Source organism: Psychrobacter pygoscelis (assembly GCF_004335015.1).
Taxonomy (GTDB): Bacteria; Pseudomonadota; Gammaproteobacteria; order Pseudomonadales; family Moraxellaceae; genus Psychrobacter; species Psychrobacter pygoscelis.
In genome coordinates this window covers 64,381-86,633 of sequence record NZ_RQRU01000001.1, presented here as the reverse complement: position 1 = coordinate 86,633, position 22,253 = coordinate 64,381, and the positions used below count along the sequence as shown (strand labels likewise).

Annotated in this window: 18 protein-coding genes; 17 read left to right on the top strand and 1 reads right to left on the bottom strand. The window is 42.9% G+C overall.

What is annotated here, in order from left to right:
- Positions 1-26 precede the first annotated feature (26 nt).
- From EGV92_RS00315 to EGV92_RS00235, 17 genes are all read left to right on the top strand, one after another.
- A complete protein-coding gene (locus EGV92_RS00315; RefSeq protein WP_131668042.1) occupies positions 27-1,475 on the top strand; it encodes a glyceraldehyde-3-phosphate dehydrogenase in 1,449 nt (482 codons plus the stop codon).
- Positions 1,476-1,771: 296 nt separating this feature from the next.
- Entirely contained in the window at positions 1,772-2,971 is a 1,200-nt protein-coding gene (gene cgtA / locus EGV92_RS00310; RefSeq protein ID WP_131667239.1) for an Obg family GTPase CgtA, read from the top strand.
- A gap of 153 nt (positions 2,972-3,124) precedes the next feature.
- The gene (gene proB / locus EGV92_RS00305) at positions 3,125-4,276 is read left to right on the top strand and encodes a glutamate 5-kinase (RefSeq protein WP_131668041.1); all 1,152 of its coding nucleotides are present in this window, start codon (positions 3,125-3,127) and stop codon (positions 4,274-4,276) included.
- A gap of 361 nt (positions 4,277-4,637) precedes the next feature.
- Positions 4,638-5,783 carry a uroporphyrinogen decarboxylase gene (gene hemE, locus EGV92_RS00300; RefSeq protein ID WP_242678541.1) on the top strand — a complete coding sequence of 382 codons (1,146 nt, stop codon included), beginning with the start codon at positions 4,638-4,640 and terminating at the stop codon, positions 5,781-5,783.
- 169 nt (positions 5,784-5,952) lie between these two features.
- Complete coding sequence (gene argC, locus EGV92_RS00295) at positions 5,953-7,020, top strand: N-acetyl-gamma-glutamyl-phosphate reductase (protein WP_131667238.1); 1,068 nt, start codon at positions 5,953-5,955, stop codon at positions 7,018-7,020.
- A 493-nt stretch (positions 7,021-7,513) separates the two neighbouring features.
- Positions 7,514-8,305, top strand: coding sequence for a hypothetical protein (locus EGV92_RS00290; protein ID WP_242678540.1), 792 nt, complete (start codon positions 7,514-7,516; stop codon positions 8,303-8,305).
- A gap of 181 nt (positions 8,306-8,486) precedes the next feature.
- Complete coding sequence (locus tag EGV92_RS00285; protein WP_131667237.1) at positions 8,487-8,888, top strand: ATP-dependent Clp protease adaptor ClpS; 402 nt, start codon at positions 8,487-8,489, stop codon at positions 8,886-8,888.
- A gap of 920 nt (positions 8,889-9,808) precedes the next feature.
- Positions 9,809-12,433 (top strand): AAA family ATPase, encoded by a 2,625-nt coding sequence (locus EGV92_RS00280; protein ID WP_131667235.1) that lies wholly within the window; start codon positions 9,809-9,811, stop codon positions 12,431-12,433.
- Between the two features lie 91 nt (positions 12,434-12,524).
- Positions 12,525-13,268 (top strand): uracil-DNA glycosylase, encoded by a 744-nt coding sequence (locus tag EGV92_RS00275; RefSeq protein WP_131667233.1) that lies wholly within the window; start codon positions 12,525-12,527, stop codon positions 13,266-13,268.
- 187 nt (positions 13,269-13,455) lie between these two features.
- The gene (gene tadA, locus EGV92_RS00270) at positions 13,456-13,911 is read left to right on the top strand and encodes a tRNA adenosine(34) deaminase TadA (protein ID WP_131668038.1); all 456 of its coding nucleotides are present in this window, start codon (positions 13,456-13,458) and stop codon (positions 13,909-13,911) included.
- Positions 13,912-14,279: 368 nt separating this feature from the next.
- Positions 14,280-15,029, top strand: coding sequence for a (d)CMP kinase (gene cmk, locus EGV92_RS00265; RefSeq protein ID WP_242678539.1), 750 nt, complete (start codon positions 14,280-14,282; stop codon positions 15,027-15,029).
- Positions 15,030-15,276: 247 nt separating this feature from the next.
- On the top strand, positions 15,277-16,962 hold the full coding sequence (rpsA, locus tag EGV92_RS00260; RefSeq protein WP_131667231.1) for a 30S ribosomal protein S1: 1,686 nt from the start codon (positions 15,277-15,279) through the stop codon (positions 16,960-16,962).
- Positions 16,963-17,415: 453 nt separating this feature from the next.
- On the top strand, positions 17,416-17,730 hold the full coding sequence (locus EGV92_RS00255) for an integration host factor subunit beta (protein ID WP_131668036.1): 315 nt from the start codon (positions 17,416-17,418) through the stop codon (positions 17,728-17,730).
- A 522-nt stretch (positions 17,731-18,252) separates the two neighbouring features.
- The gene (locus EGV92_RS00250; protein WP_131667230.1) at positions 18,253-18,651 is read left to right on the top strand and encodes a lipopolysaccharide assembly protein LapA domain-containing protein; all 399 of its coding nucleotides are present in this window, start codon (positions 18,253-18,255) and stop codon (positions 18,649-18,651) included.
- A gap of 43 nt (positions 18,652-18,694) precedes the next feature.
- On the top strand, positions 18,695-19,414 hold the full coding sequence (gene pyrF / locus EGV92_RS00245) for an orotidine-5'-phosphate decarboxylase (protein ID WP_131667228.1): 720 nt from the start codon (positions 18,695-18,697) through the stop codon (positions 19,412-19,414).
- Between the two features lie 145 nt (positions 19,415-19,559).
- A complete protein-coding gene (locus EGV92_RS00240) occupies positions 19,560-20,357 on the top strand; it encodes a metallophosphoesterase (RefSeq protein WP_131667226.1) in 798 nt (265 codons plus the stop codon).
- Positions 20,358-20,424: 67 nt separating this feature from the next.
- Positions 20,425-21,216 carry a histidine phosphatase family protein gene (locus EGV92_RS00235; RefSeq protein ID WP_131667225.1) on the top strand — a complete coding sequence of 264 codons (792 nt, stop codon included), beginning with the start codon at positions 20,425-20,427 and terminating at the stop codon, positions 21,214-21,216.
- A gap of 189 nt (positions 21,217-21,405) precedes the next feature.
- On the opposite strand, the gene rpsT is transcribed toward EGV92_RS00235, so the two are convergent.
- Positions 21,406-21,672, bottom strand: a complete 267-nt coding sequence (gene rpsT, locus EGV92_RS00230) for a 30S ribosomal protein S20 (protein ID WP_131667223.1) — start codon at positions 21,670-21,672, stop codon at positions 21,406-21,408.
- Between the last annotated feature and the right edge of the window lie 581 nt (positions 21,673-22,253).

Sequence of the window (22,253 nt, the reverse complement as noted above, 5' to 3'; positions counted from 1 at the left end):
TCTTTCCCATTTTACAACCTATAAGGATCGTTCTTGTGAGCAACGCTGATACGCTACGTCAACTTCACCGTGATCATTTTTCTAACTATAACCAACAAGAGCAAGCTGCGGTAGAGCTTATTGGTCTATTAAACCAATTGAATAATAATCAAGATGTTCAAGTCTCTTTATTTGGTGAAGCGCTTGCTACTAACTCGACTAGTCGAATCTTAGCTGTCCATCAAAATACTGCTAGCCGAACCCAAGATGGTCAGCCGTTAACAGTAGCTGATACCCTAAATGCAGTAAAAGAAATCGCCCAAAATAGCGATTTAACAGCGGCTAGAATCGATGTAGGTCAGCTTATTAATGCAGATAAAGACGTCAGTGCGGCAATTAGTGACGCTCTACAGTCGGATAATAGCGACTCAGCAAATGCGCCAAGCGACGTTGTATTGTATGGCTTTGGCCGTATTGGCCGCATTTTGACCCGTCTGTTACTCAGCCAAGCTGCCTCTGAGAAAGGCCTGCAACTTAAGGCAATCGTTGTGCGTCCCGGTAAAGATGGCGACATCGCTAAGCGAGCTTCATTATTAGAGCGCGACTCAATTCATGGTACCTTTGCAGGCTCAGTGAGCATTGACGATGACAATAATGGCATGGTTATTAACGGTCGTTTTGTTCAGATTATCTACGCCAATGACCCTAGTGAAATCGATTATACTGCCTATGGTATTGATGATGCCTTAATTATTGATAATACGGGCATTTGGAAAGACGAAGCAGGCCTAGGAAAGCATCTACAAGCAAAAGGTGTCAAAAAGGTATTGCTGACCGCACCAGCTCAAGGGAATATCAAAAACGTCGTATTTGGTGTGAATAGTGACACTATTGGGGAAGATACTATCGTTAGTGCTGCTAGCTGTACCACCAACGCCATTACCCCAACTCTAAAAGTCTTAAATGATAAGTACGGTATTGAGAACGGTCATGTAGAGACTATCCACTCATTTACCAATGATCAGAACTTAATTGATAACTATCATAAGTCAGATCGCCGTGGTCGTAGTGCAGTACTCAATATGGTGATTACTAGTACTGGCGCTGCCAAGGCTGTAGGTAAAGCCTTACCTGAGCTAAATGGTAAGCTTACTGGTAATGCGATTCGCGTTCCGACACCGAATGTCAGCTTGGCTATTTTAAATCTTAATTTAAAGAGTGCTCCAGAGAGCGTCGATGCGTTGAATAGCTATCTTCGTGATATCGCTAACAGTAGCCAGTGGCAGTCGCAGATTGCTTACTCTGACTCCACTGAGGCTGTATCTACTGACTTCGTTGGTACTGAGCAAGTAGGGATAATCGATGCTCAAGCGACCATCGTTACGGACAATCATGCTACCGTCTATATCTGGTACGATAATGAAGTGGGTTATAGTACCCAAGTATTGCGTATCGCCACCCAGATGGCAGGTATTCGCTATCTCAATATTGCTTAATAGCTAGTCATAAGTCGATATTAGTTCTTTAGTATTCGATTTTATGGTGGTTTAATTATTTATAAAGGGCACCCGATAGTCTTTTGGTTATCGGGTGTTGCTTTATGAAAGGAAGCATATTATCGTTAGCTTGTTGCTACTATATTAAAATCACAAAACAGCCTATAGCAAGTCTTTGTACGTTTTAGCTAAATTACAGCTGCTATCGCTATAGGCTGTATAATCCCACATTGGGGTCAGAGCGCTAAGCACGTCTCATATTATTATTCGCTTATTAAAATTTTACAGGAAATAGCATGCGGTTTATTGATGAAGCCATCGTAACAGTTAAAGCCGGAGATGGTGGTAACGGTATTGTCAGCTTTCGACGAGAGAAGTATGTACCGCGCGGTGGCCCAGATGGTGGTGACGGCGGCAAAGGCGGAGATGTATTTGTCATTGCCGATGACAACACCAATACCCTAGTGGATTATCGGTACACTCGCCGTTATGACGCCAAGCGCGGTGAGAACGGCCATAGCAAAAATTGCTCAGGTAAAGGATCAGATGATATTTATCTACCAGTCCCTATCGGTACCACGATTATTGATACTGAGACCGATGAAGTACTAGGCGATCTGACGGAGATTGGTCAAGTGTTGCTGGTTGCCAAAGGCGGTGATGGTGGCCTTGGCAATACTCACTTTAAAAGCTCGACCAATCAAGCGCCAAGAAAAGCCACCTCTGGCTTTGAAGGGGAGCTAAAATGCTTGAAGTTTGAGTTAAAAGTTGTGGCAGATGTGGGTCTTATTGGTCTTCCAAATGCAGGTAAATCGACCTTTATTCGTCAAGTTTCAGCGGCCAAACCTAAAGTTGCTAATTATCCATTTACGACGCTAGTACCTAATCTAGGTGTTGTCGATATTGGTAAGCATCGCTCATTTGTGATGGCAGATATTCCTGGGCTTATTGAGGGGGCGTCTGAAGGGGCAGGACTAGGTATTCGCTTTTTAAAGCACGTTGCGCGTACCCGCCGATTATTGCATTTAGTAGATGTTAAGCCAATTGATGGCAGTGATCCGGTGAGCAATGCACAGATTATATTAAACGAGCTTGAGCGCTTCTCTCCCGAGCTTGCGCAGTTGCCCCAAATTTTGGTGTTGAATAAGATTGATCAAGTCCCAGAAGAGGAGCTGAACGATCTTTGTACTCATATTGTGGCTGAGCTTGGCTGGACGGGCATTGTCTTTCGTACCTCAACGCTAAATGGGGAAGGTGTCGATGCGGTCAAGTATCATCTAATGAATGAGATTGAGCGTGAGCGCGAGCGTGAGGAAGAGGACCCTATCTTTGCTGAAGCACAAAAAGAGCGATTCGAGCGTCTCGAAGCGGAAGTTCGTCACAATATTGAAGTACAAAAAGAAGCTTACCGAGCTGCAAAGCGGGCGGCACGTGAGCAAGGCGTGGATAACGATGATGATGACGACTATGATGTCGAAGTCGAATACGCCCCATAGCGCTATAAAGTAGAATTATTTATAGCGTAATACCCCCTATTGTTTATTAAAATTTAGTCAACGATATATAAGGAAGCTATGACAGAGACTACTGCAACACCAGTCAATGAGATCGAACCAATAAACCCTATCAATAGTGATAATATTGCTAGCATGAGTGATGAGACACGGTACGCTGCCTTGCCACGCGACTTTAATATTCGCCGTGTGGTGGTAAAGATCGGTTCATCACTGCTTACCAATAATGGTCGCGGGCTTGACCGTACCGCTATTTATGGTTGGGCGAAGCAAATTGCTCATCTGCACAATCAAGGTATGGAGGTGTTATTGGTCTCCTCAGGTGCTGTCGCAGAAGGGGTGGTACGCATGAATCTTGATCAGCGTCCCAAGAAGCTTGCCGCCTTGCAAGCCTGCGCCTCTATTGGGCAGATGGGTTTGATTGAGACATGGTGGTCCGCTTTGATTCAACATGGTGTGCAAAGTGCGCAGTTGTTACTGACCCATGATGATTTATCGCATCGTCGGCGCTACCTTAATACTTCGGGCGCTCTAAATAAGTTAATTGAGTGGCGAGTGCTGCCAGTCATTAACGAGAATGACACTATCACAGTTGATGAGATTAAATTTGGCGACAATGATACCTTGGGTGCTATGGCTGCTGCTATGGTCCAAGCTGATTTATATATCATATTGACTGACCAAGACGGGGTATTTACCGATAATCCTCGAGAAAATCCAGAGGCAAAACTAATCCGTCAAGAGCGAGCCATGGCGGATTATCTATTTGACATTGCTGGTGATGGGGGCAAGTTGGGTAGAGGCGGGATGCTGACCAAGATTCGTGCAGCGCGTCTTGCCGCCATGAGTGGTTGTCCAACGGTCATTGTCAGCGGCGCCACCGACGATGTGATTACCCGTATTGTCTCGGGTGAGCCTTTGGGCACGCTGTTAACAATTAACAATACGGATAAGATGATCGCTAAAAAGCAATGGCTAGCAGCGCACTTAAGAATGGCTGGTAGTTTAGTGGTTGATGCCGGTGCGGCCAAAGCTCTAGTCGAAAATAACAAGAGCTTACTGCCCGTCGGTGTTGTTGAGGTTCGTGGCGATTTTGATGAGCGTGATGTGGTAGAGATCATTCACCAAGACTCTGGCGAGCGACTAGCCGTCGGTCAAGTGAACTTCTCCTCTACAGAAGCCAAGCGAGTGGCTCGTGAGCGTACTGAGCACTTTGATAAGATACTAGGTAGCAGTGAAGAGCGCGTAGTGATGGTTCATCGAGACGACATGGCAATCTTAGCATAGTCATCAATTGACGCCTTGTCACCAGTTTATGATTGGTTATCAAGTAGCGGCATCTTAGAGTAACCCCTTGAACCCTAGTTCAATCGTCAGTTATTTGACAGGGGCTTATTTATTGATAGCTGATGTCTGTTGAATCGTTAAAAGTTGTGATATTAGACAGACAGCTAGTAATGCGCTGCGCTCGAGAAGAGCAGCTATTAAAGTGATAAAAATTGATTAGCCGAACCACATTGATGTCGATGATCATGCGTTGTGGTTCGGTTAATAGCACATATCTTAATAAGTTGGCTTTACAAGTATTATCTATGAAAGCAAATTTGATAAAGATAATCAGAAATTTAAAATTTAGTTGGAGAGTTTAATGAGTGGGTCTGAGCCAATGTCGCCAGTAAATAAATCAAAGCCAAAGTTTGCTCCGTTAGTGAATGATCGCTTATTGCGGGCACTGCGCTTTGAGCCTGTAGACACCACGCCTGTATGGATGATGCGCCAAGCTGGTCGCTATCTTCCTGAGTATAAAGCAACTCGTGCAGAGGCAGGTGACTTTTTAAGTCTCTGCAAAGACACGGCTCGGGCTACTGAGGTAACACTGCAGCCCTTGCGCCGCTTTGACTTGGATGCTGCTATTTTATTCAGTGATATCCTCACTATCCCTGATGCCATGGGTTTGGGCCTGTATTTTGAGCCAGGTGAAGGCCCTAAATTTAAATACACGGTCAGAAAGCAGTCAGATCTTGAACAGCTACCTGTACTGGATGTCAATGACTCTTTAGACTATGTCATGCGCGCTGTGACCAGTATCCGTAAAGAGCTCAATGGTAAGGTGCCTTTATTCGGCTTTTCAGGCAGTCCTTGGACGCTAGCCACGTATATGATTGAAGGAGGTAGCTCTAAAGACTACCGTCATACTAAAGGCTTGCTCTATAGTAAGCCTGATTTCCTGCATCAACTTTTGGACAAGCTTGCCGTGGCCGTCACTGATTATTTAGATGCCCAAATCGTTGCAGGGGCACAGGTGGTTCAGATATTCGACAGCTGGGGTGGGGCGCTGGGGCATCGTCAGTTTGTAGAGTTTTCTCATGCGTATAATAAGCGAATAGTCGCTGAGCTTAAGCAGCGACATCCAGAAGTGCCCGTGGTGCTCTTTACCAAAGGGGGGGGACTATGGCTCGACGTGCAAGCGGATAGTGCAGCAGATGGCCTTGGTTTAGATTGGACCATGCCTTTAGATAGGGCGCGGCAAGTATTGACTGAGCAGCAGCGTAACTTGACCAAAAAATACAAAAAGCTGCAAGGCAGTAAAGCGGTTCAAGGTAATCTAGATCCGGCGACGCTTTATGGCTCACCTGAGTCTATCCGTCAAGCTGTCAAGCTGATGCTTGATGATGCCTATGCTACTGGCGACAAAACTGGCTATGTGGCTAATTTAGGGCATGGGATTACTCAATGGGTCAATCCTGATAATGCAAAAGTATTTGTCGATGCCGTTCACGAATACCGGCTCTAGTGGTTATTATTGACTGTTCGATAGTGGCTTTTATCGATAACTTCTATCGATATACATTATGGACTTTTAGAGATAATTGATATTGGTAACTTATATTGATATTTTTTATTGATGGTTTTTCGCTCTAAATACTAGGGCGTAGATTAATGCCTTTTATAAAGGATGAATTATGATTTCAGCAGCGATTGTAGGTGGTACTGGCTATACCGGGGTCGAGCTTATTCGATTATTAGCTGGGCATCCGAAAGTATCTATTGACTTATTGACCTCCCGAAGCGAGGCTGGGACCCGTGTGGATGAGGTTTTTACCAGTTTGCGCGGCGTGTCGGACTTAGTATTTAGCGATATGGATGAGTCAACCTTTGATGCATTGACGAAGTGTGATGTGGTATTTTTTGCCACGCCACATGGGGTAGCGATGCAGCATGCAGCAAGACTTACTGAGGCGGGCGTTAAAGTGATCGATTTAGCAGCTGATTTTCGCTTACAGTCCCTTGAGGATTTTGAAGCTTGGTATAAGCATAGTCATGCTTGTCCGGAGCTGCTAAAACAAGCTATTTATGGTTTACCAGAAGTTACTCGCGATCAGCTGAAGTCTGCCAGTATCGTTGGCAATCCTGGCTGCTATCCCACCACTGCTATCTTAGGTCTAAAGCCTGTGATTGAACAGCAGAATCAGCAAGGTGAGCGTTTAATTGATAAACGTATTATCGTTGATGCCAAGTCGGGGGTATCGGGAGCAGGACGCAAGGCTGATATCGGCTTAAACTTTGCCGAAGCTGGTGATAACTTTAAAGCTTATGGGGTGACGGGGCATCGTCATTTGCCGGAGATGGAGCAGGGGGTAATGCAGCTACTCTCTAGCCAGTTTGCTCAGCGTATTCGCTTTGTTCCGCATTTGGTTCCTATGATTCGTGGGATGTTCTCGACCATTCATTTGTCGCTAACCGAGGCTGGTTGTCAGGTAAATTGGCAGCAGCAGTTTGAGGCGTGCTATGCCGATGAGCAGTTTGTCGATGTCTTGCCAGCAGGGTTATACCCAGATTCTAGAAGCGTGCGTGCGAGCAATCGATTACGGATCGCTGTAGTGCAAGATAATACGCATCAAGAGCTGACCGTACTGGTCGTGCAAGATAACTTGGTTAAAGGTGCGGCTGGTCAAGCTGTTCAGAGCATGAATGTGGTGTTTGGTCTGGAAGAGAGTTTGGGTCTCTCGCATGTGCCGGTAGTGCCATGATTTATCACAACAACGTTAAGCGGTTAATCTTTGAGCGCACAGTGTTATACAGTCAATCCATTTTATAGTTGACACAACGTCGCTGGAATAAATTTACCCCCGCCTCAGTCAGCTCATGACCTCTTGCTAGTAAATTTATACCAGCTACTGTTTTGCGTATCAGTTTTAGTGCTGCGGATATTACTACTGTGTGATTGATGGCTTGCGACTTGTCATTTACTTTATATGAGTGGCTATCTACGTTATGGTCAGACCATGACAAACATTAAAAGTTAAGCGAAACCAGCAGATAAGTTCAGCTGAAATATAATTAGACATTATTTAAGTAAGCTAGGTATTAAGGGGTTTTTCCGTTATAATACGGCGTTCTTAACTCAAAAGGTAAGACTCCCTTTACAAGATTGCGTAGTCAGTTATTTTGTACTTAGTTTGCAAGATTAGGGACAGTTGCCAGCCAGCGCATTCGCTAATATTAACGGTAATGATGAAGATAATGAGTGATTTGACAACGTCTAACACGGGCAGGACACCGCAGGTTTGTAATCAAAGTGGCCAATCAGGCTTCACTACTTGGGTTTTGGTCTTGTTTGTATTGGCTATGGTAACGACAGCAATAGTAGCTCTAATATTCGGTCAGAAGATTGGCTATCAGCGCGGATTTCATGCCTCGCAAGAGGCCATAACCAAAAGCGTAGATGGTGAATCATTGACGGTCGAGCAGGTCAAATCGCTCAAACAACAAAATGAGATCTTAACTAATGACGTCGCGACGGCCAAGCAAGAGTTAGCGATTAGCTTAACTAACTTAGACGAGCTACGGCAGGCAGATGAGTCGCTTAAGGTTACCAGTCGACAGCTACAGCAGGTCAATCAGGTATTTGCAGATTATATTGTCAAAAAAGGCGGTATGCCCCTTCAGGTGATTGGCGCAAAAATCGAACCTCTCCCTGAAAATGCCTTTGAATACCGATTCGATGTCGCGATGCTGAGTAAAGATGGTAGTGTTAAGACACTTCGACCGACATTGACATTACTCAATGATGACAGCCTGGTTGAAGTTCCACTAGATCCTAGCCGTTACGATATTAATGGTATCGCAAGGATTCGTGGTCGATTTATGATGCCTGAAGGTTTTGAGCCTTTACAAGTAAAGTTAGATCTTAGCGCAGGTGGCCAAAATAGCGAAAATCTATACAACTGGCAGTTGGGTGGTAGTGTAGAAGATATGCCGCTATCTTTAGAAGATTTACCTGAGGTGGATAAAAACCCTGTAGACTCTGAATAATGCTTATAAACCTGTGTGTGTTGCGTAATGCCTAATTATGCTCAATGAGAATAGGGAAGTTGCCAAGCCCTATGTGTTGCTTAAAGGACTACTATTACTCAGGCCCATCTTTATAATCAGTTATTTTTATTTCTTTGGCCTTATTTACCTATTTCAAAGACAACTTTGATAATTTAAGTTTATGAATTTAATTAAACCCTCCCTGCTAACACCAGTGCTAGATTGGCATTATCCTAATGTGCCAGTGAGTCCCTTTGCGCAGGACGATGATACCGAGAGTAATCCACAAGCGGACGTACTGGTTGCCGAACCAGAATTGGCTAAACCGCCTATGTATGCGGTAGTAATGTACAATGACAACTACACGCCGATGGAGTTTGTTGTTCATATACTGCAATCAGAGTTCCGTCACAATATTGATACCGCGGTAGAGATCATGCTGAGTATCCATAATACGGGTAAGGGCATAGCTGGCATTTATCCAAAGGATATCGCTGAGACAAAGGCACAGAAGGTAAATAGTTTAGCCAACCGCGAAGGTTACCCTCTATTAACGCAAATTGAACCTCATCAAGGTGAATAACTCAGCGATATAATTGCGAGATTGAGGCTATTATTCTTCCATATTAGCCAATCAATCAGCGCATAAATCTAAACAATCACTATAATCTTCCTGTACACAAGCTTCCTCTCTGCTTTTTATGTTGTTCTGTGTTGCTATTCATGGTTCGATTTATTCGCTTCTCTTGGCATAGTTTCTCAGAATCAACCCTTATCAAATAGCAACACTCTAGCCCTTCTGGCTGCTTTCAATAGCGACTCTACTATACGATTGCTGTTCTCAGCTAACGTGATATTCAAGCGTTAGCATTCCTTCTTATACCGGTGATATCTTAATGGCAGCATTCATGGAAATGATTTAGCGGCTGCTCTTGATTTTATACTTAGCAAACCTTATTTAAAGGGTATAGCTTGTAGAATTATAAAATTACTTGGTCAAGGCCTCTGAGAGTTAAGGAAGATATTGAGTAGGCTTATCTGTGTATAGTCTAAGGGCTGCAAAGGTATCATTTAGGACACCTAATACACCCTAATAATCTCTTATCATCTGATAACGCTCATCAAAGGAAAAGACAGGAGCATCAAGTTCGTGGTACAGTCCTATCATCGTGTCTTTAATTCACGTGTATATGAGACAGGATGAATATGGTGGGATCAAGCAGCTTAGTGGTATGGTGTTTTTGTTGATATTATTCTAAGCTTTGCTCAATAGGCATTTGTCTTATGTAGATTTAAGTTTTTACAAAGCTGATACCGATACCAATGCGCTATTACACTACTATTGTTTGCCAAGCTCACTACGCACATTTTAATGACAAAGCAGCCACTCGCCTTTAGCCACTGATACCCTTGATTGTACCCTTCACTTAATTGTCATGGTACAAAAAACCGATTAAGCTATAGTAAAGATAGCTAAGACCTGTTCAACCGTAGGATATATTTATGTTAAGTCGTCATTTAGAAGTGTCTTTGCGCCTGGCAATGACTCTTGCCCGGCAAAAATCTCATGAATATCTCACTGTAGAGCATTTACTGTTAGCTCTACTTGAGAACAATCATGCCGCTACGACGCTAAAGGCCTGTGGCGGAGATATATCGACGCTTCGTGCAGAGCTGGAAGCCTATATTAACAAGCATACTCCAACTCTTGATGAAGACGTCGAGCAGTCTCCGCAGCCCACGCAAAGCTTTGATAGAATCTTACAACGCGCGATTTTTCATGTGCAGTCTATCGGTGGTGGGCGCTTGGTTGAAGGCTCTGATATATTAGTGTCAATGTTCTCTGAGCATGATACTTATGCGGTATATTTACTTAAAAAACAAGGTGTTAGTCGACTTGAATTGACCCAGTATCTATCTCATGGTCAAGATAAAGCTGATGATGGCGAAGCGAAATCTGGCATCAGCTCTGATAGTCGTTCGGAAAAGACCAGTAAAGATCCTCTGGTAGAGTTTGCTACCAATCTAAATAAGCGTGCCGCTGAGGGTAAGACCGATCCATTAATTGGACGCGCTAGTGAAATCGAACGTACTGCACAAGTATTATGTCGTCGCCGCAAAAATAACCCTCTATTGGTAGGTGACCCCGGTGTGGGTAAGACCTCTATAGCGGAAGGTCTTGCGTGGCTTATTATCAATGAAAAAGCGCCCAAGCCTCTTAATGGCTGCGTCATCTATAGCTTGGATATAGGTTCTTTAATCGCTGGCACCAAATACCGCGGTGACTTTGAAAAGCGCATGAAAAGCCTACTGGATGCCCTAAGAAAAAAAACCAATGCCATCTTATTTATTGATGAGATTCACATGATTATTGGTGCTGGCTCTTCTATGAGCAGCAATATGGACGTGTCTAACCTTATTAAGCCTGCTTTAGCCAACGGTGAACTGCGCTGCATTGGTTCGACGACCTTTAGTGAGTATCGTCAAGTCTTTGAAAAGGATCATGCGTTGTCTAGACGCTTCCAAAAAATTGATGTCAAAGAGCCGAGTATCGAAGACAGTATCGATATTCTTCGGGGATTAAAACCCCGCTATGAAGAGTTTCATAATGTCTCATATACAGATGCCGCATTGGTTAGTGCGGTAAAGCTATCTGCTAAACATGTTCATGAGCGGTTTTTACCAGATAAAGCGATCGATGTGATTGATGAGGCGGGTGCGTATAAGCGCTTGGGCATCACTCCTGAGGTTGCGGACACTGAAGCTGAAGATGCGCTACTGACTACTCTCGAAGAAGAGACGAGCAGCAGTAAGGCTAAGTCATTTGAGTTTGCTGAGTTATCTCAAGATTCAGACTCTGCTGAATCTGGGCCGAAATCAATGCATCAGGCTGCTGATGATGTAGATGATTCTACAAATGATGATACTTCGACGAGTGATAAAGTCGATGTCTCCAAATCTGATACCAGCCATAATAGTGCTGAAGCTCATAAAAGTGTGACAGTAATCGATGTAGAGGATATCGAAGCTATCGTTGCTAAGCTGGCGCGGATTCCACCCAAGTCAGTATCCAATGATGATAAGTCATTACTTGAGCATTTAGATCGCGATCTCAAGCGCTTGGTCTTCGGTCAAGACGAAGCTATTGACACATTGTCTGATGCGATTAAGCTGTCACGAGCTGGACTGAAGTCTCCTGATAAACCGATTGGCTCCTTTATGTTTGCGGGTCCTACTGGTGTGGGTAAGACTGAAGTATCGCGTCAATTAGCCAACTTACTGGGAGTAGAGTTGGTACGCTTCGATATGTCGGAATATATGGAAGCTCATACTGCTTCGCGACTTATTGGTGCGCCCCCAGGGTATGTCGGTTTTGACCAAGGCGGATTATTAACAGAGAAAATCAATCAATTCCCGCACTGCGTATTACTGCTTGATGAAATTGAAAAAGCACATCCGGACGTTTTTAATTTATTGCTTCAAGTCATGGATCACGGAACTTTGACAGACAATAATGGCCGGGTGTCAAGCTTCAAGCAGGTCATTCTTATTATGACCACTAACGTAGGCGCAGACAGCATGAGCCGTGCCTCTATGGGCTTTACCCATCAAGATCATAGCAAGGACAACTCAGAGGCGTTAAAGCGGGTATTCACCCCTGAGTTCCGAAATCGCTTAGATGCGATCATTCAGTTCAATCCTCTTGATCCATCGATTGTGGTTTCTGTCGTTGACAAGTTCTTAGTTGAGCTACAAGCGCAGCTGGATGATAAGCAGGTCATGCTAGAGATTGATGATGAGGTCCGTGATTATCTAGCGGCCAAAGGCTATGATCGTCTTATGGGTGCACGGCCTATGCAGCGCCTTATCCAAGATGAGATCAAAAAGCCATTGGCAAGTATGATCCTGTTTGGTGACTTGGCAGATGGGGGTACTGTTCATGTGACGCTTCAGCCAACAGAAGATGAATCTGAGCAGGGTAGTAGTACTATCTCTACGGATAAGGCAGATGATAATCAGCCCAAAGCGATGGATAAAGCTACGGTGAATAACCGTGAGATTTTGCTTACCGTGGTAGAGACCCATGGCTCTCGTAATGGCGACCATTCACAATCTATGCCCAGCTAAGCTTTGACTACTAAGCGTGTTTCTATTTATCATAAACGGTTACTTCGGTAGCCGTTTTTTAGGCATACTAATTTTTATATAGAGAAGACTTATGGAACTGTTTGACGATCCGGCAACCACAAAAAAGACTAACGCCGAAAAAGAAGCCATTTTGGCCAATGTGCGTATGCCTGAAGATTGGAAATCTGCATTGGCAGACGAGCTGACCTCTGACAATATGGATAATTTACGTACCTTTTTGAGGCAAGAGTATCAAGCAGGCAAGACCATCTACCCACCTGCACCGCTAATGTTTAACGCCTTTGATTTGACGCCATTATCGAAAGTCAAAGTCGTCATTTTAGGTCAAGATCCTTATCACAACCCTGGTCAAGCAATGGGGTTGTCGTTTTCTGTGCCCAAGACCATTCCTAAGCCGCCATCTTTAAACAATGTCTTAAAGGAGATGGCTGATGACATAGGAACCAAATATTCAGCGCATGGTGATCTGACTTATTGGGCGCAGCAAGGGGTATTGCTGCTTAATGCTTCCTTATCTGTTGAAGCCGGTCAGGCGGGTAGTCATCAAGGTCAAGGTTGGGAGCAGTTCACTGATGCGGTCATCGATGTGGTTAATGAGCAGACCGAGCATACGGTATTTATCTTATGGGGTAGCAAGGCTAAGAGCAAAGGGAAGTTTATCGATACCAGCCGTCATCTGATATTGACGTCAGTACATCCTTCACCATTGGCCGCGAACCGAGGTGGGTTCTTTGGTACCAAGCCATTTTCTAAGACTAATGAATATCTGATGCAATATGGCAAGTCACCGATCGATTGGCAGTTACCACAGTAATCAGTCGATACTAAAGTTAGGAGAGTAAATCAATAACATGCTTACCAGCAGTGTCCCACAGTTATCTCAGAACTATCTAAAGCCAAAAAACAGTTTATATAAAACTAGTGATGAGCAGCTATCGTCGTTTACAAAGTTAGATAGCACTGAAACAGCAGTATTCTGGCAACCACAAGCCGTCAGCTGGATGCAGCAAGCATTAGCGATGGCGCAAAATGGTGCTAGTCTTGGCGAAGTTCCTGTTGGGGCAGTCTTGGTTCATGAAGATAAAATCATAGGTCAGGGGTTCAATCAGCCCATTAGCCAGCATGATCCGACTTGTCATGCCGAGATAGTCGCACTTAGAGCTGCATGTACAGCCATACAAAACTATCGCTTGCCGGCAGATACGACGCTGTATGTGACGTTAGAGCCTTGTACAATGTGTCTTGGTGCGCTGATTCATGCTCGTCTTAGCCGTATTATTTATGCAACTCGTGAGCCGCGAGCAGGTATGTTAGGCAGTCAACTAGACTTAACCAGCTTTGATTTTTACAATCATCATATTCAGGTAGCGGGCGGACTGTGTGCTGAGCAAAGCAGTCAGTTGTTAAAGAGATTCTTTAAACTACGTCGGCAACGAAAAACTGTTAGCGCTCTATAGACGTGCTGCCTTAATGATAAATTAATAAGCGGAAAAGTAAGCTACCCGTCAATCAAACTAAGAGTGAGTCAAAAAGGTTTAGAAATATCTTACGTAGCATCCAAGAAGCTTAATAAATTGTAATCATTGCTAGTGATTAGGATTATGGTTTGCTATAATATTGCCCTATTTAGCTTTGGTATTTGAGTAGCTGAACGAAAGTCTAGGAGATTGGTTATTTTTATAGTAAATCTAAACAAATCGAAGATTCAATCAGCTAACGCGTGAGTGTAGTTACAAATATCAGTTAAAATACTTATACAATGTACGATTGATGGACAGCAAGCCATATTTATGATGGTCTAACCAATGATAGAGTTAAGGGATATATGACGCTAGAATGTGATACTGCCGATGATAGAGCGTCCAAAATGCGCTACCCAGTAATTACTATCGATGGGCCTAGCGGAGCAGGTAAAGGTACAGCTGCATGGCGGCTGGCCAAAGCGTTAAATTATCAGCTACTGGATTCTGGTGCTTTATATAGAATCGTCGGATTAAAGGCCTTTGAAGCAGGGCTACTTAATAATAGCAGTTCTATCCCACTTGATGAAGAGGCTATTACTGGTTTAACACAAAAGTTAACCATTAGTTTTATGCCAAATCAGGCAACGGGTAACGTTGATATCTTAGTCGATGATGCTTTGATTGGTAATGATATCCGTAATGAGACAGTGGGGGGCTATGCTTCAAAAGTTGCAGTATTCCCTAAAGTACGTCAGGCACTATTGAGTCTACAGCAGCGAATGGCTGAGCAATCAGGAGTGATTGCCGATGGCCGCGATATGGGAACCGTGGTATTTCCTAACGCTGATGTCAAAATATTCTTAACTGCCAGTAGTGAGTCGCGTGCCCAAAGGCGTGTAGCTCAGTTACAAAAAGCGGGTCAAGAAGCTGACTATGAGGCGATTTTGGCCACTATTCAAGATCGAGATAGTCGTGATGAGTCTCGTGCAGCTTCGCCCTCAAAACCTGCCAAAGATGCGTTAGTTATCGACAGCTCTACATTAGATGCTGATCAGGTATATGAAGCAATTAAGCAGCATTGCCAGACCAAAGGTATTTGTGTTAATGACTAATTCATTAGTAAAATGACTGGTTGGTAATCAGTACTAAGTCTGGGTAATGAGAGTAAATGTAGGACATTCTATTAAAGTTTTTGTGCAGTAATAATCAAAGACTTATATTTATAAAGAATTTGTAGTAATAGATTTAAAAGCTTTTAAACATGTTATTAGTAGAGTGAAAACCAGCGTATTTCTACTGATGGCATTAATTTGATCCGTACTGTGCTGGACAGGATACGGCTATACAAAGGTAGACATAATGGAATCATTTGCTGAACTATTTGAAGCGAGCCTAGAAGAACAGGGTCTTGATATTGAGCGTGGCTCAGTCATCACAGGTGCTGTTGTCGCCATCGACAATGACTGGATCACTGTAGATACCGGTCTTAAATCTGAAGGTATCGTCGCTCGCGAAGAATTCCTAAGCGACGAAGGCGAGCTTGAAGTAGAAGTTGGCGATAACGTCGACGTGGTAGTTGAAGCCGTCGATAATGGCATGGGTCAAACCTTGCTATCTCGTGAAAAAGCGAAACGTGTTGAAACGTGGAACGCGCTTGAAAAAATCTTTGAAGATGACGAAGTTGTAACTGGTCTTATCTCTAATAAAGTTAAAGGCGGTTTCACTGTAGATATCGGTTCTGTACGTGCCTTCCTACCAGGATCTTTGGTAGATGTACGTCCTATTCGTGATACTACACATCTAGAAGGCAAAGAGCTTGAATTCAAAGTTATTAAGCTTGATCAAAAGCGTAATAACGTTGTGGTTAGCCGCCGCGCAGTTATGGAAGCTGAAAATTCAGCTGAGCGTGAAGAGCTACTTAATAAGCTTGAAGAAGGTATCGAGATCGAAGGTATCGTTAAGAACCTTACTGATTACGGTGCATTCGTTGACCTAGGTGGTATTGATGGTCTATTGCACATTACTGATATGGCATGGCGTCGCATCAAGCATCCATCTGAAGTTGTTGAAGTTGGTCAAGACCTAAAAGTTAAAGTCCTGAAGTTTGACCGTGAGCGTAACCGTGTCAGCCTAGGTCTAAAACAACTAGGTACTGATCCTTGGGACAATGTTGGTGCGACTTACCCAGTCGGCAGCATCGTTCAAGCTCGTGTAACCAACTTAACTGACTATGGTTGCTTCGCTGAAATCGCTGAAGGCATCGAAGGTCTAGTTCACGTATCAGAGATGGATCACACCAACAAAAACATCCATCCTTCTAAAGTCGTGCAAGTGGGTGACGAAGTTGATGTCATGATTCTTGATATTGATGAAGAGCGTCGTCGTATTAGCTTGGGTATCAAGCAAACGCTTCCTAACCCATGGGATGAGTTCGATAAAAATCATCAACGTGGTGACAAGATCACTGGTACTATCAAGTCTATCACTGACTTTGGTATCTTCATTGGTCTTGATGGCGGTATCGATGGTCTGGTTCACTTATCAGATATCTCGTGGAACGAGAGTGGTGAAGACGCTATCCGTAACTACAACAAAGGTGATACTGTTGAAGCTATGGTTCTCTCTGTGGATGCAGAAGCAAATCGCATTAGCCTAGGTATTAAACAGCTAAGCTCTGATCCATTCAATGAGTTCTTAGTTGCTAATGACCGTGGTAGCATCGTTAATGGTAAAGTGAAAGAAGTTGACGCTAAAGGCGCTACCGTAGAGTTAGCTGATGAAGTTGAAGGTTACTTACGTGCTTCAGAGATTCAGCGTGATAAAGTTGAAGACGCGACTAAGCACCTAAATGTCGGTGATGATGTTGAAGCGAAAATCATCAGTGTTGATCGTAAATCACGCAATATCAGCTTGTCTATCAAAGCAAAAGATGAAGCTGAAGAGCGTCAAGCGATTAAAGACTTGGGCAGCAATACTCCAGCAGCATCTGGCTCTGAAGCTCAGCCAAAAACTATTGGTGATCTGATCAAAGAACAAATGCAATAATACTATTTAAACAGTCTTGTTGAAAAAAGGAGCGGCTTAAGTCGCTCCTTTTTTTGTCTTAATTTTAAGTGCCTTGTTTTTAGCAAACTTGAGTTTAATTATGAGTGGATTGTTACCTTGCTATTATGGTACGGTATAATATAGACATTAGTTGAGTATTGTCATATGCTAAGTTTTTAGCTTTTTATGACTTTAGAGTAAATGCTAATGCAGAGCGCAATTAATCACTTCTAGTACGAAGGCGCTAGAGAGTTCAATAACCTCTGCAATTAAGAAAAAATACATAACTATTAATATTTAGGCAGAATTAATACTGAAAAATTATTAAATATATCTTAATATTTTTACCATTATTACTTTAATTTAAGTTATAGTTTTGAATAACTTATGGTTATTCAGAGATCTAGTATGGATAAGACTAACATTACAGGCTATTTAAAAGGTAGATCGACTATGCAACAGGTAATCAATAAATCAGACTTTATAAGTAACTTAGGGGCATCGTGCGATAATATGACGGATGCTACCGTTGATGAAGCGGTTCGCCACATTTTATCATTGATGGTCGAAACTCTAGTAGATGATGGCCGAGTGGAAATAAGAGGTTTTGGTAGCTTTTGCTTGCATCACAGACAAGCAAGAATAGGGCGCAATCCAAAAACTGGGGAAAGTGTAGAAGTGCCCGCTAAAGCAATACCTCATTTTAAACCTGGAAAAGCATTGCGTGAAGCGGTGAATGATAATGCCGACATAAAGGACTTAGATTAATCTCAGTATCATATTTTATCACTACTGATTTATGTTGACTAACAATGGTCATTAATTTCATAATTTATTGCTGTGAGTAATGAAGAGCCATCAATAATAGCTTTATTACAGACTGTATATATCAGCAATTATCTATGAAATTGTAAAGAGAATTGAAATAAGCTTGATTAATAGGTGGTAGTAAATTTACCAATGGGACCATGGCGACTAGCAGGTTGGCTACAGCTGGTGGATGAAGTGAATTAATAGTCAAAAATTATTAGAGGCTACACTTAAGGGAGAAAGACAACACCTTGAATCTTAAAAGAATGAGCTCTCATTCTTGATTATCGACCAAATCATCCCTTCCAAGCCATTAGTAATGAAAATACTATCTGCGTCGCCCTATTTGTATTAAGATATGGGTTGCTGATTGACAGCTGAAATGATAATTAAAGTTTATTATTATCAACGCTACTGACTATCTGAACCCCGCAGTATCCAGTAGAGTTGTACAAATCTTGATAATGAGGAAGTTTGGATATGCGATTTATTTTATTAGTATTATTGTTCTTAGTATTTGCTTATTCTTTAGGGTTGGTGTTGGCCAATAATACAGAAGTAGCGGTCAATCTAATCTTCTCGCAAGCCCCAGCCATGAACTTAGGGCTATTATTGATTATTTGCTTGGCACTTGGTGTGCTTATTGGTCTCTTATTATCGTTACTCTTGTTTAAGGTCTTTCAAAATAAGTGGGAGATTAGTCGACTTCAAAAAGAGAATAGAAGCCTTCAAGAGCAGCTTAAGCAAGCGACTGTCGCTATTGACCGTCAAGCAAACGCGCCAAGGATTGATGACGTCGCCGGCTTAAATATCGCTAAAGACAACGTTGCGACTGACACTGTCGCTACAACACCTAATACCACTAAAAAATACTTTTAAATCTTATTACCCATCCATATTTTATTTACTATAGACGGTTTTTATGATTCATCAACAAGCGGCCAAGGGCTTAGTATCGCCTGTTATTGTGGCCATCGATAAACAAGATTTAAACTCGGCGCTAACTTTGGCTGATTCCTTAGACCCAAAGCTGTGCCGAGTCAAAGTAGGTAAAGAGCTATTTACACGTTGTGGTCCGAGCATTATCGAAGCGCTTCATCAGCGTGATTTTGAGGTTTTTTTAGACTTAAAGTTCCACGATATCCCTAATACTACGGCTCAAGCTGTCCTCGCTGCTGCGGATATGGGGGTTTGGATGGTGAACCTACATGCCAGTGTGGGGCTTGATGCTATGGCGTTGGCGAAACAGCGATTGGTAGACAATGGGCATAATACGCTACTTATTGCCGTAACTGTCTTGACCTCTATGACCGAAAAGACGCTGAGTCAAATTGGGGTAGAGTCAGATGTCGAAAGCCAAGTTAAGCGCTTAGCATTGTTGACGCAAGAAGCAGGTCTTGAAGGGGTAGTATGCTCAGCCAATGAGGCGGCTTCATTAAAGGCGCTTTGTGGTCCAGACTTTAAGCTAGTAACTCCAGGGATTCGTCTGCTAGATGATAGCAAAGATGATCAAAAGCGGATTTGTACGCCAGAGGAGGCTATAGCGAACGGCTCTGATTATTTAGTGATTGGACGATCTATCACTACGGCTAGTAACCCTAGGCAAAAGCTTCAATATATTGTGAATGACTGTCTAAACTGATTTATAATCGAAGCTCGAATGAGCGGATAAGATTGTAAATTTATAATGAAAAAGACAACTTTAACGTTGTCTTTTTTTTATGACTTATAATTCGATAATAATCAATGATACACTGAGTTATTTGATTGATAAGACGATAGGCAGTATGCAGATTCAAATATTAAGTGACTTACACATTGATAGCTACGTTCGCCGTGGAGAGTTTGTTGGAGAGATTCCTAAAACCTCTGCTGACATTATCGTTGTCGCTGGCGATACTGCTAATAGTGATCAAGGTATGCGCTGGTTGCAAGTTCAAGCTAAGCGTCTGGCATTGCCGATTATTACCATTGCTGGTAATCACGAGTACTTTGGTGAGGATGTGTTAAGCTTTGATAGCGAGCTTGCGACTTGGGATAACTTTGATGCCAGTACCGCTCAAGGACTCAAAGTATTACAATGCCAGCACTTTGACTTTAGAGATGTTCGCATTTTAGGTTGTACTCTTTGGACGGATTATCAGTATCAGGCGACTGATGACACTATAGACGTCGCGGTCAGCTTTATGCGTGATTATCAACAGATTAAAGCGGGTGAGGCTTTATTTACACCTGAGCTGTCTGTACAAATTCACAGTCAGCACCGTCATTGGTTAAAGCAAGCTTTAAAAGATGCCGCTGCACTTAATAAAAAAGTCGTGGTCATGACGCATCATAGTATCAGTCCTCAGTCTGTATCTGAAAAATACGCCCAACTACCAAGCAATGCTGCATTTGTTAGTGATTTGTCGGCATGGATGTATGAAGATTGGGCCCCTAGGCTTTGGGTGCATGGTCATACTCATGAAGCGTTTGATTACCAAATTGGTCGCACTCGAGTGGTCGTTAATCCTCGCGCCTATCCCGGGGAGATTAGTAGTACTGCATTAGAATTTGCTTGGGATAAAGTGGTTGAGGTGGTCTAGACGGATTACCAGCTTTTACCCTTAAGCTTGCCCAGTTTTTAAACGGTTAACTATAAATAGCGCTGTCATGAAATTATTGAAAACATCAGATTATGAGATTATTACGCCGCCTACTGCACCGGCGCCCTCACACCTTCCCCCCAGTATGATAAGTTCCGTCAATCTATTGCCCACGGACAAGCGTTTGATGCTGTTTACTCGGCATTCTCTAAGAGAGCGTTCAGATGGCAATGGATTTGCCAGTTATCAGCTGCCACTCACACCAAAGGGGAGAGTGCTTGCCAAGTCTTGGGGCCGTTGGTTGGCGACACATCTGCCTTACTGTATGGATGTAGAGAGTATCTCTAGTCCGATAGGGCGCTGTTTGGACACCGCAGAGCTAATGCAGCAAGGAGCAGGCCTTCGCCGCGAAATCTTGCACCAGTCGCTATTGGTTGAGCCAGGTAGTTTAGTGACTGAGCCTGAGGTTGCCAGCCAAGTCTTTAAGCAAATTGGTGCTTTAAACTTCATTAATAAATTCTTGAACGGAGATATCGCGGGTACTAAGAATGCATATCAAGGCGGCTTAGATATTTTGTCACTGTTTTATCACCATCAGCCGGAGTTTGGTCAGCTTAAATTGGCAGTAAGCCATGACACCTTATTATCAGCATTCTTGGCAGTAATGTTTGACGTACCAAGTATTGACTGGAACGATTGGCCAAAGATGATGGAAGGCGTGTTTTTGTGGTTTGATGATAAGCCTTTTGCTCAGGCCTCAGCGCACTTTTTGTGGCGGGGTAAGCTTTATGTTCGTCCAGTAGCTACACTGCTCCAAGCCTATGAGCAGGCTGGTTTTGATCCTAAGACATACTCATAACTCTATTGCTGTTAACCTCTATGTCTTTGGATTGGTCACGATATTTACTGATAAGTTACTTGAACCATAAATACAAGTCATAAAAAAACCTTGTTGACTCCTATTACTAATCAGGAGAAAACAAGGTTTTATACCGTCAACCAATGTTAACGATTTCCCTTAAGGGAGTTTAGCTCACTTAAGCCAAAATTAGGCTTGTAAAGCTTTGATAGCTTTGTTCAAGCGGCTCTTATGACGAGCAGCTTTATTTTTATGAATAATGCCTTTGTCCGCTAGGCGGTCAATAACTGGTACCGCTTTATTGTAAGCTTCGGTAGCAGCAGTATAGTCATTAGTTTCAATAGCCGCATCTACACGCTTAAGATAAGTACGGAACATAGAGCGTTGTGATGCAGAATGTTGACGACGTTGGGTGTTTTGACGAGCGCGTTTACGAGCTTGTGCAGAGTTTGCCACGCGAATCTCCTTGGTAAAAGACAGATAAATAACAGTAAATTTAAAAAGTAACCTTCAGTAAATAACTATCAAAGATGAGCAGCCGTCTCACCTATTATATTGGTCAATTAATTACTGGCGGTTAAATAGGGTGTCTATGCTTTTACAGCTCTTAGGAATATTAAAGTAGCAGTAAACAGCGAGACATGTAAAGCGCCATATAGTAGCAAATATATTGGCGTAGGACAATATATTTACGTGTTTTTAGCATCGTGAAGGACTTCTCTAGCTATAATAGGGCTAACTACTGCTAGATTTGGCATCAATTAGGCCGTATAACGGATAAAACGCGTCACTATCGACTGTATGTCAGTATTCTAGAAACACCGCAAGTATCTTACTAACTGCCGCATACGGGTGTTAAGTAATAGTGTCCTAGCTATTTTTTATGGCGGCTGTGTTTAGCTAACCTGTGAGTCGAACTATATATTATAATGGGCTAGGGATATCATAATAATACAGGCAGATACCTTGGAAAAATACTAAAAGCAACCTTGGAAGCAACTTTAAAACTTATAAAATCAAGCTCAGTGTGAATGTAA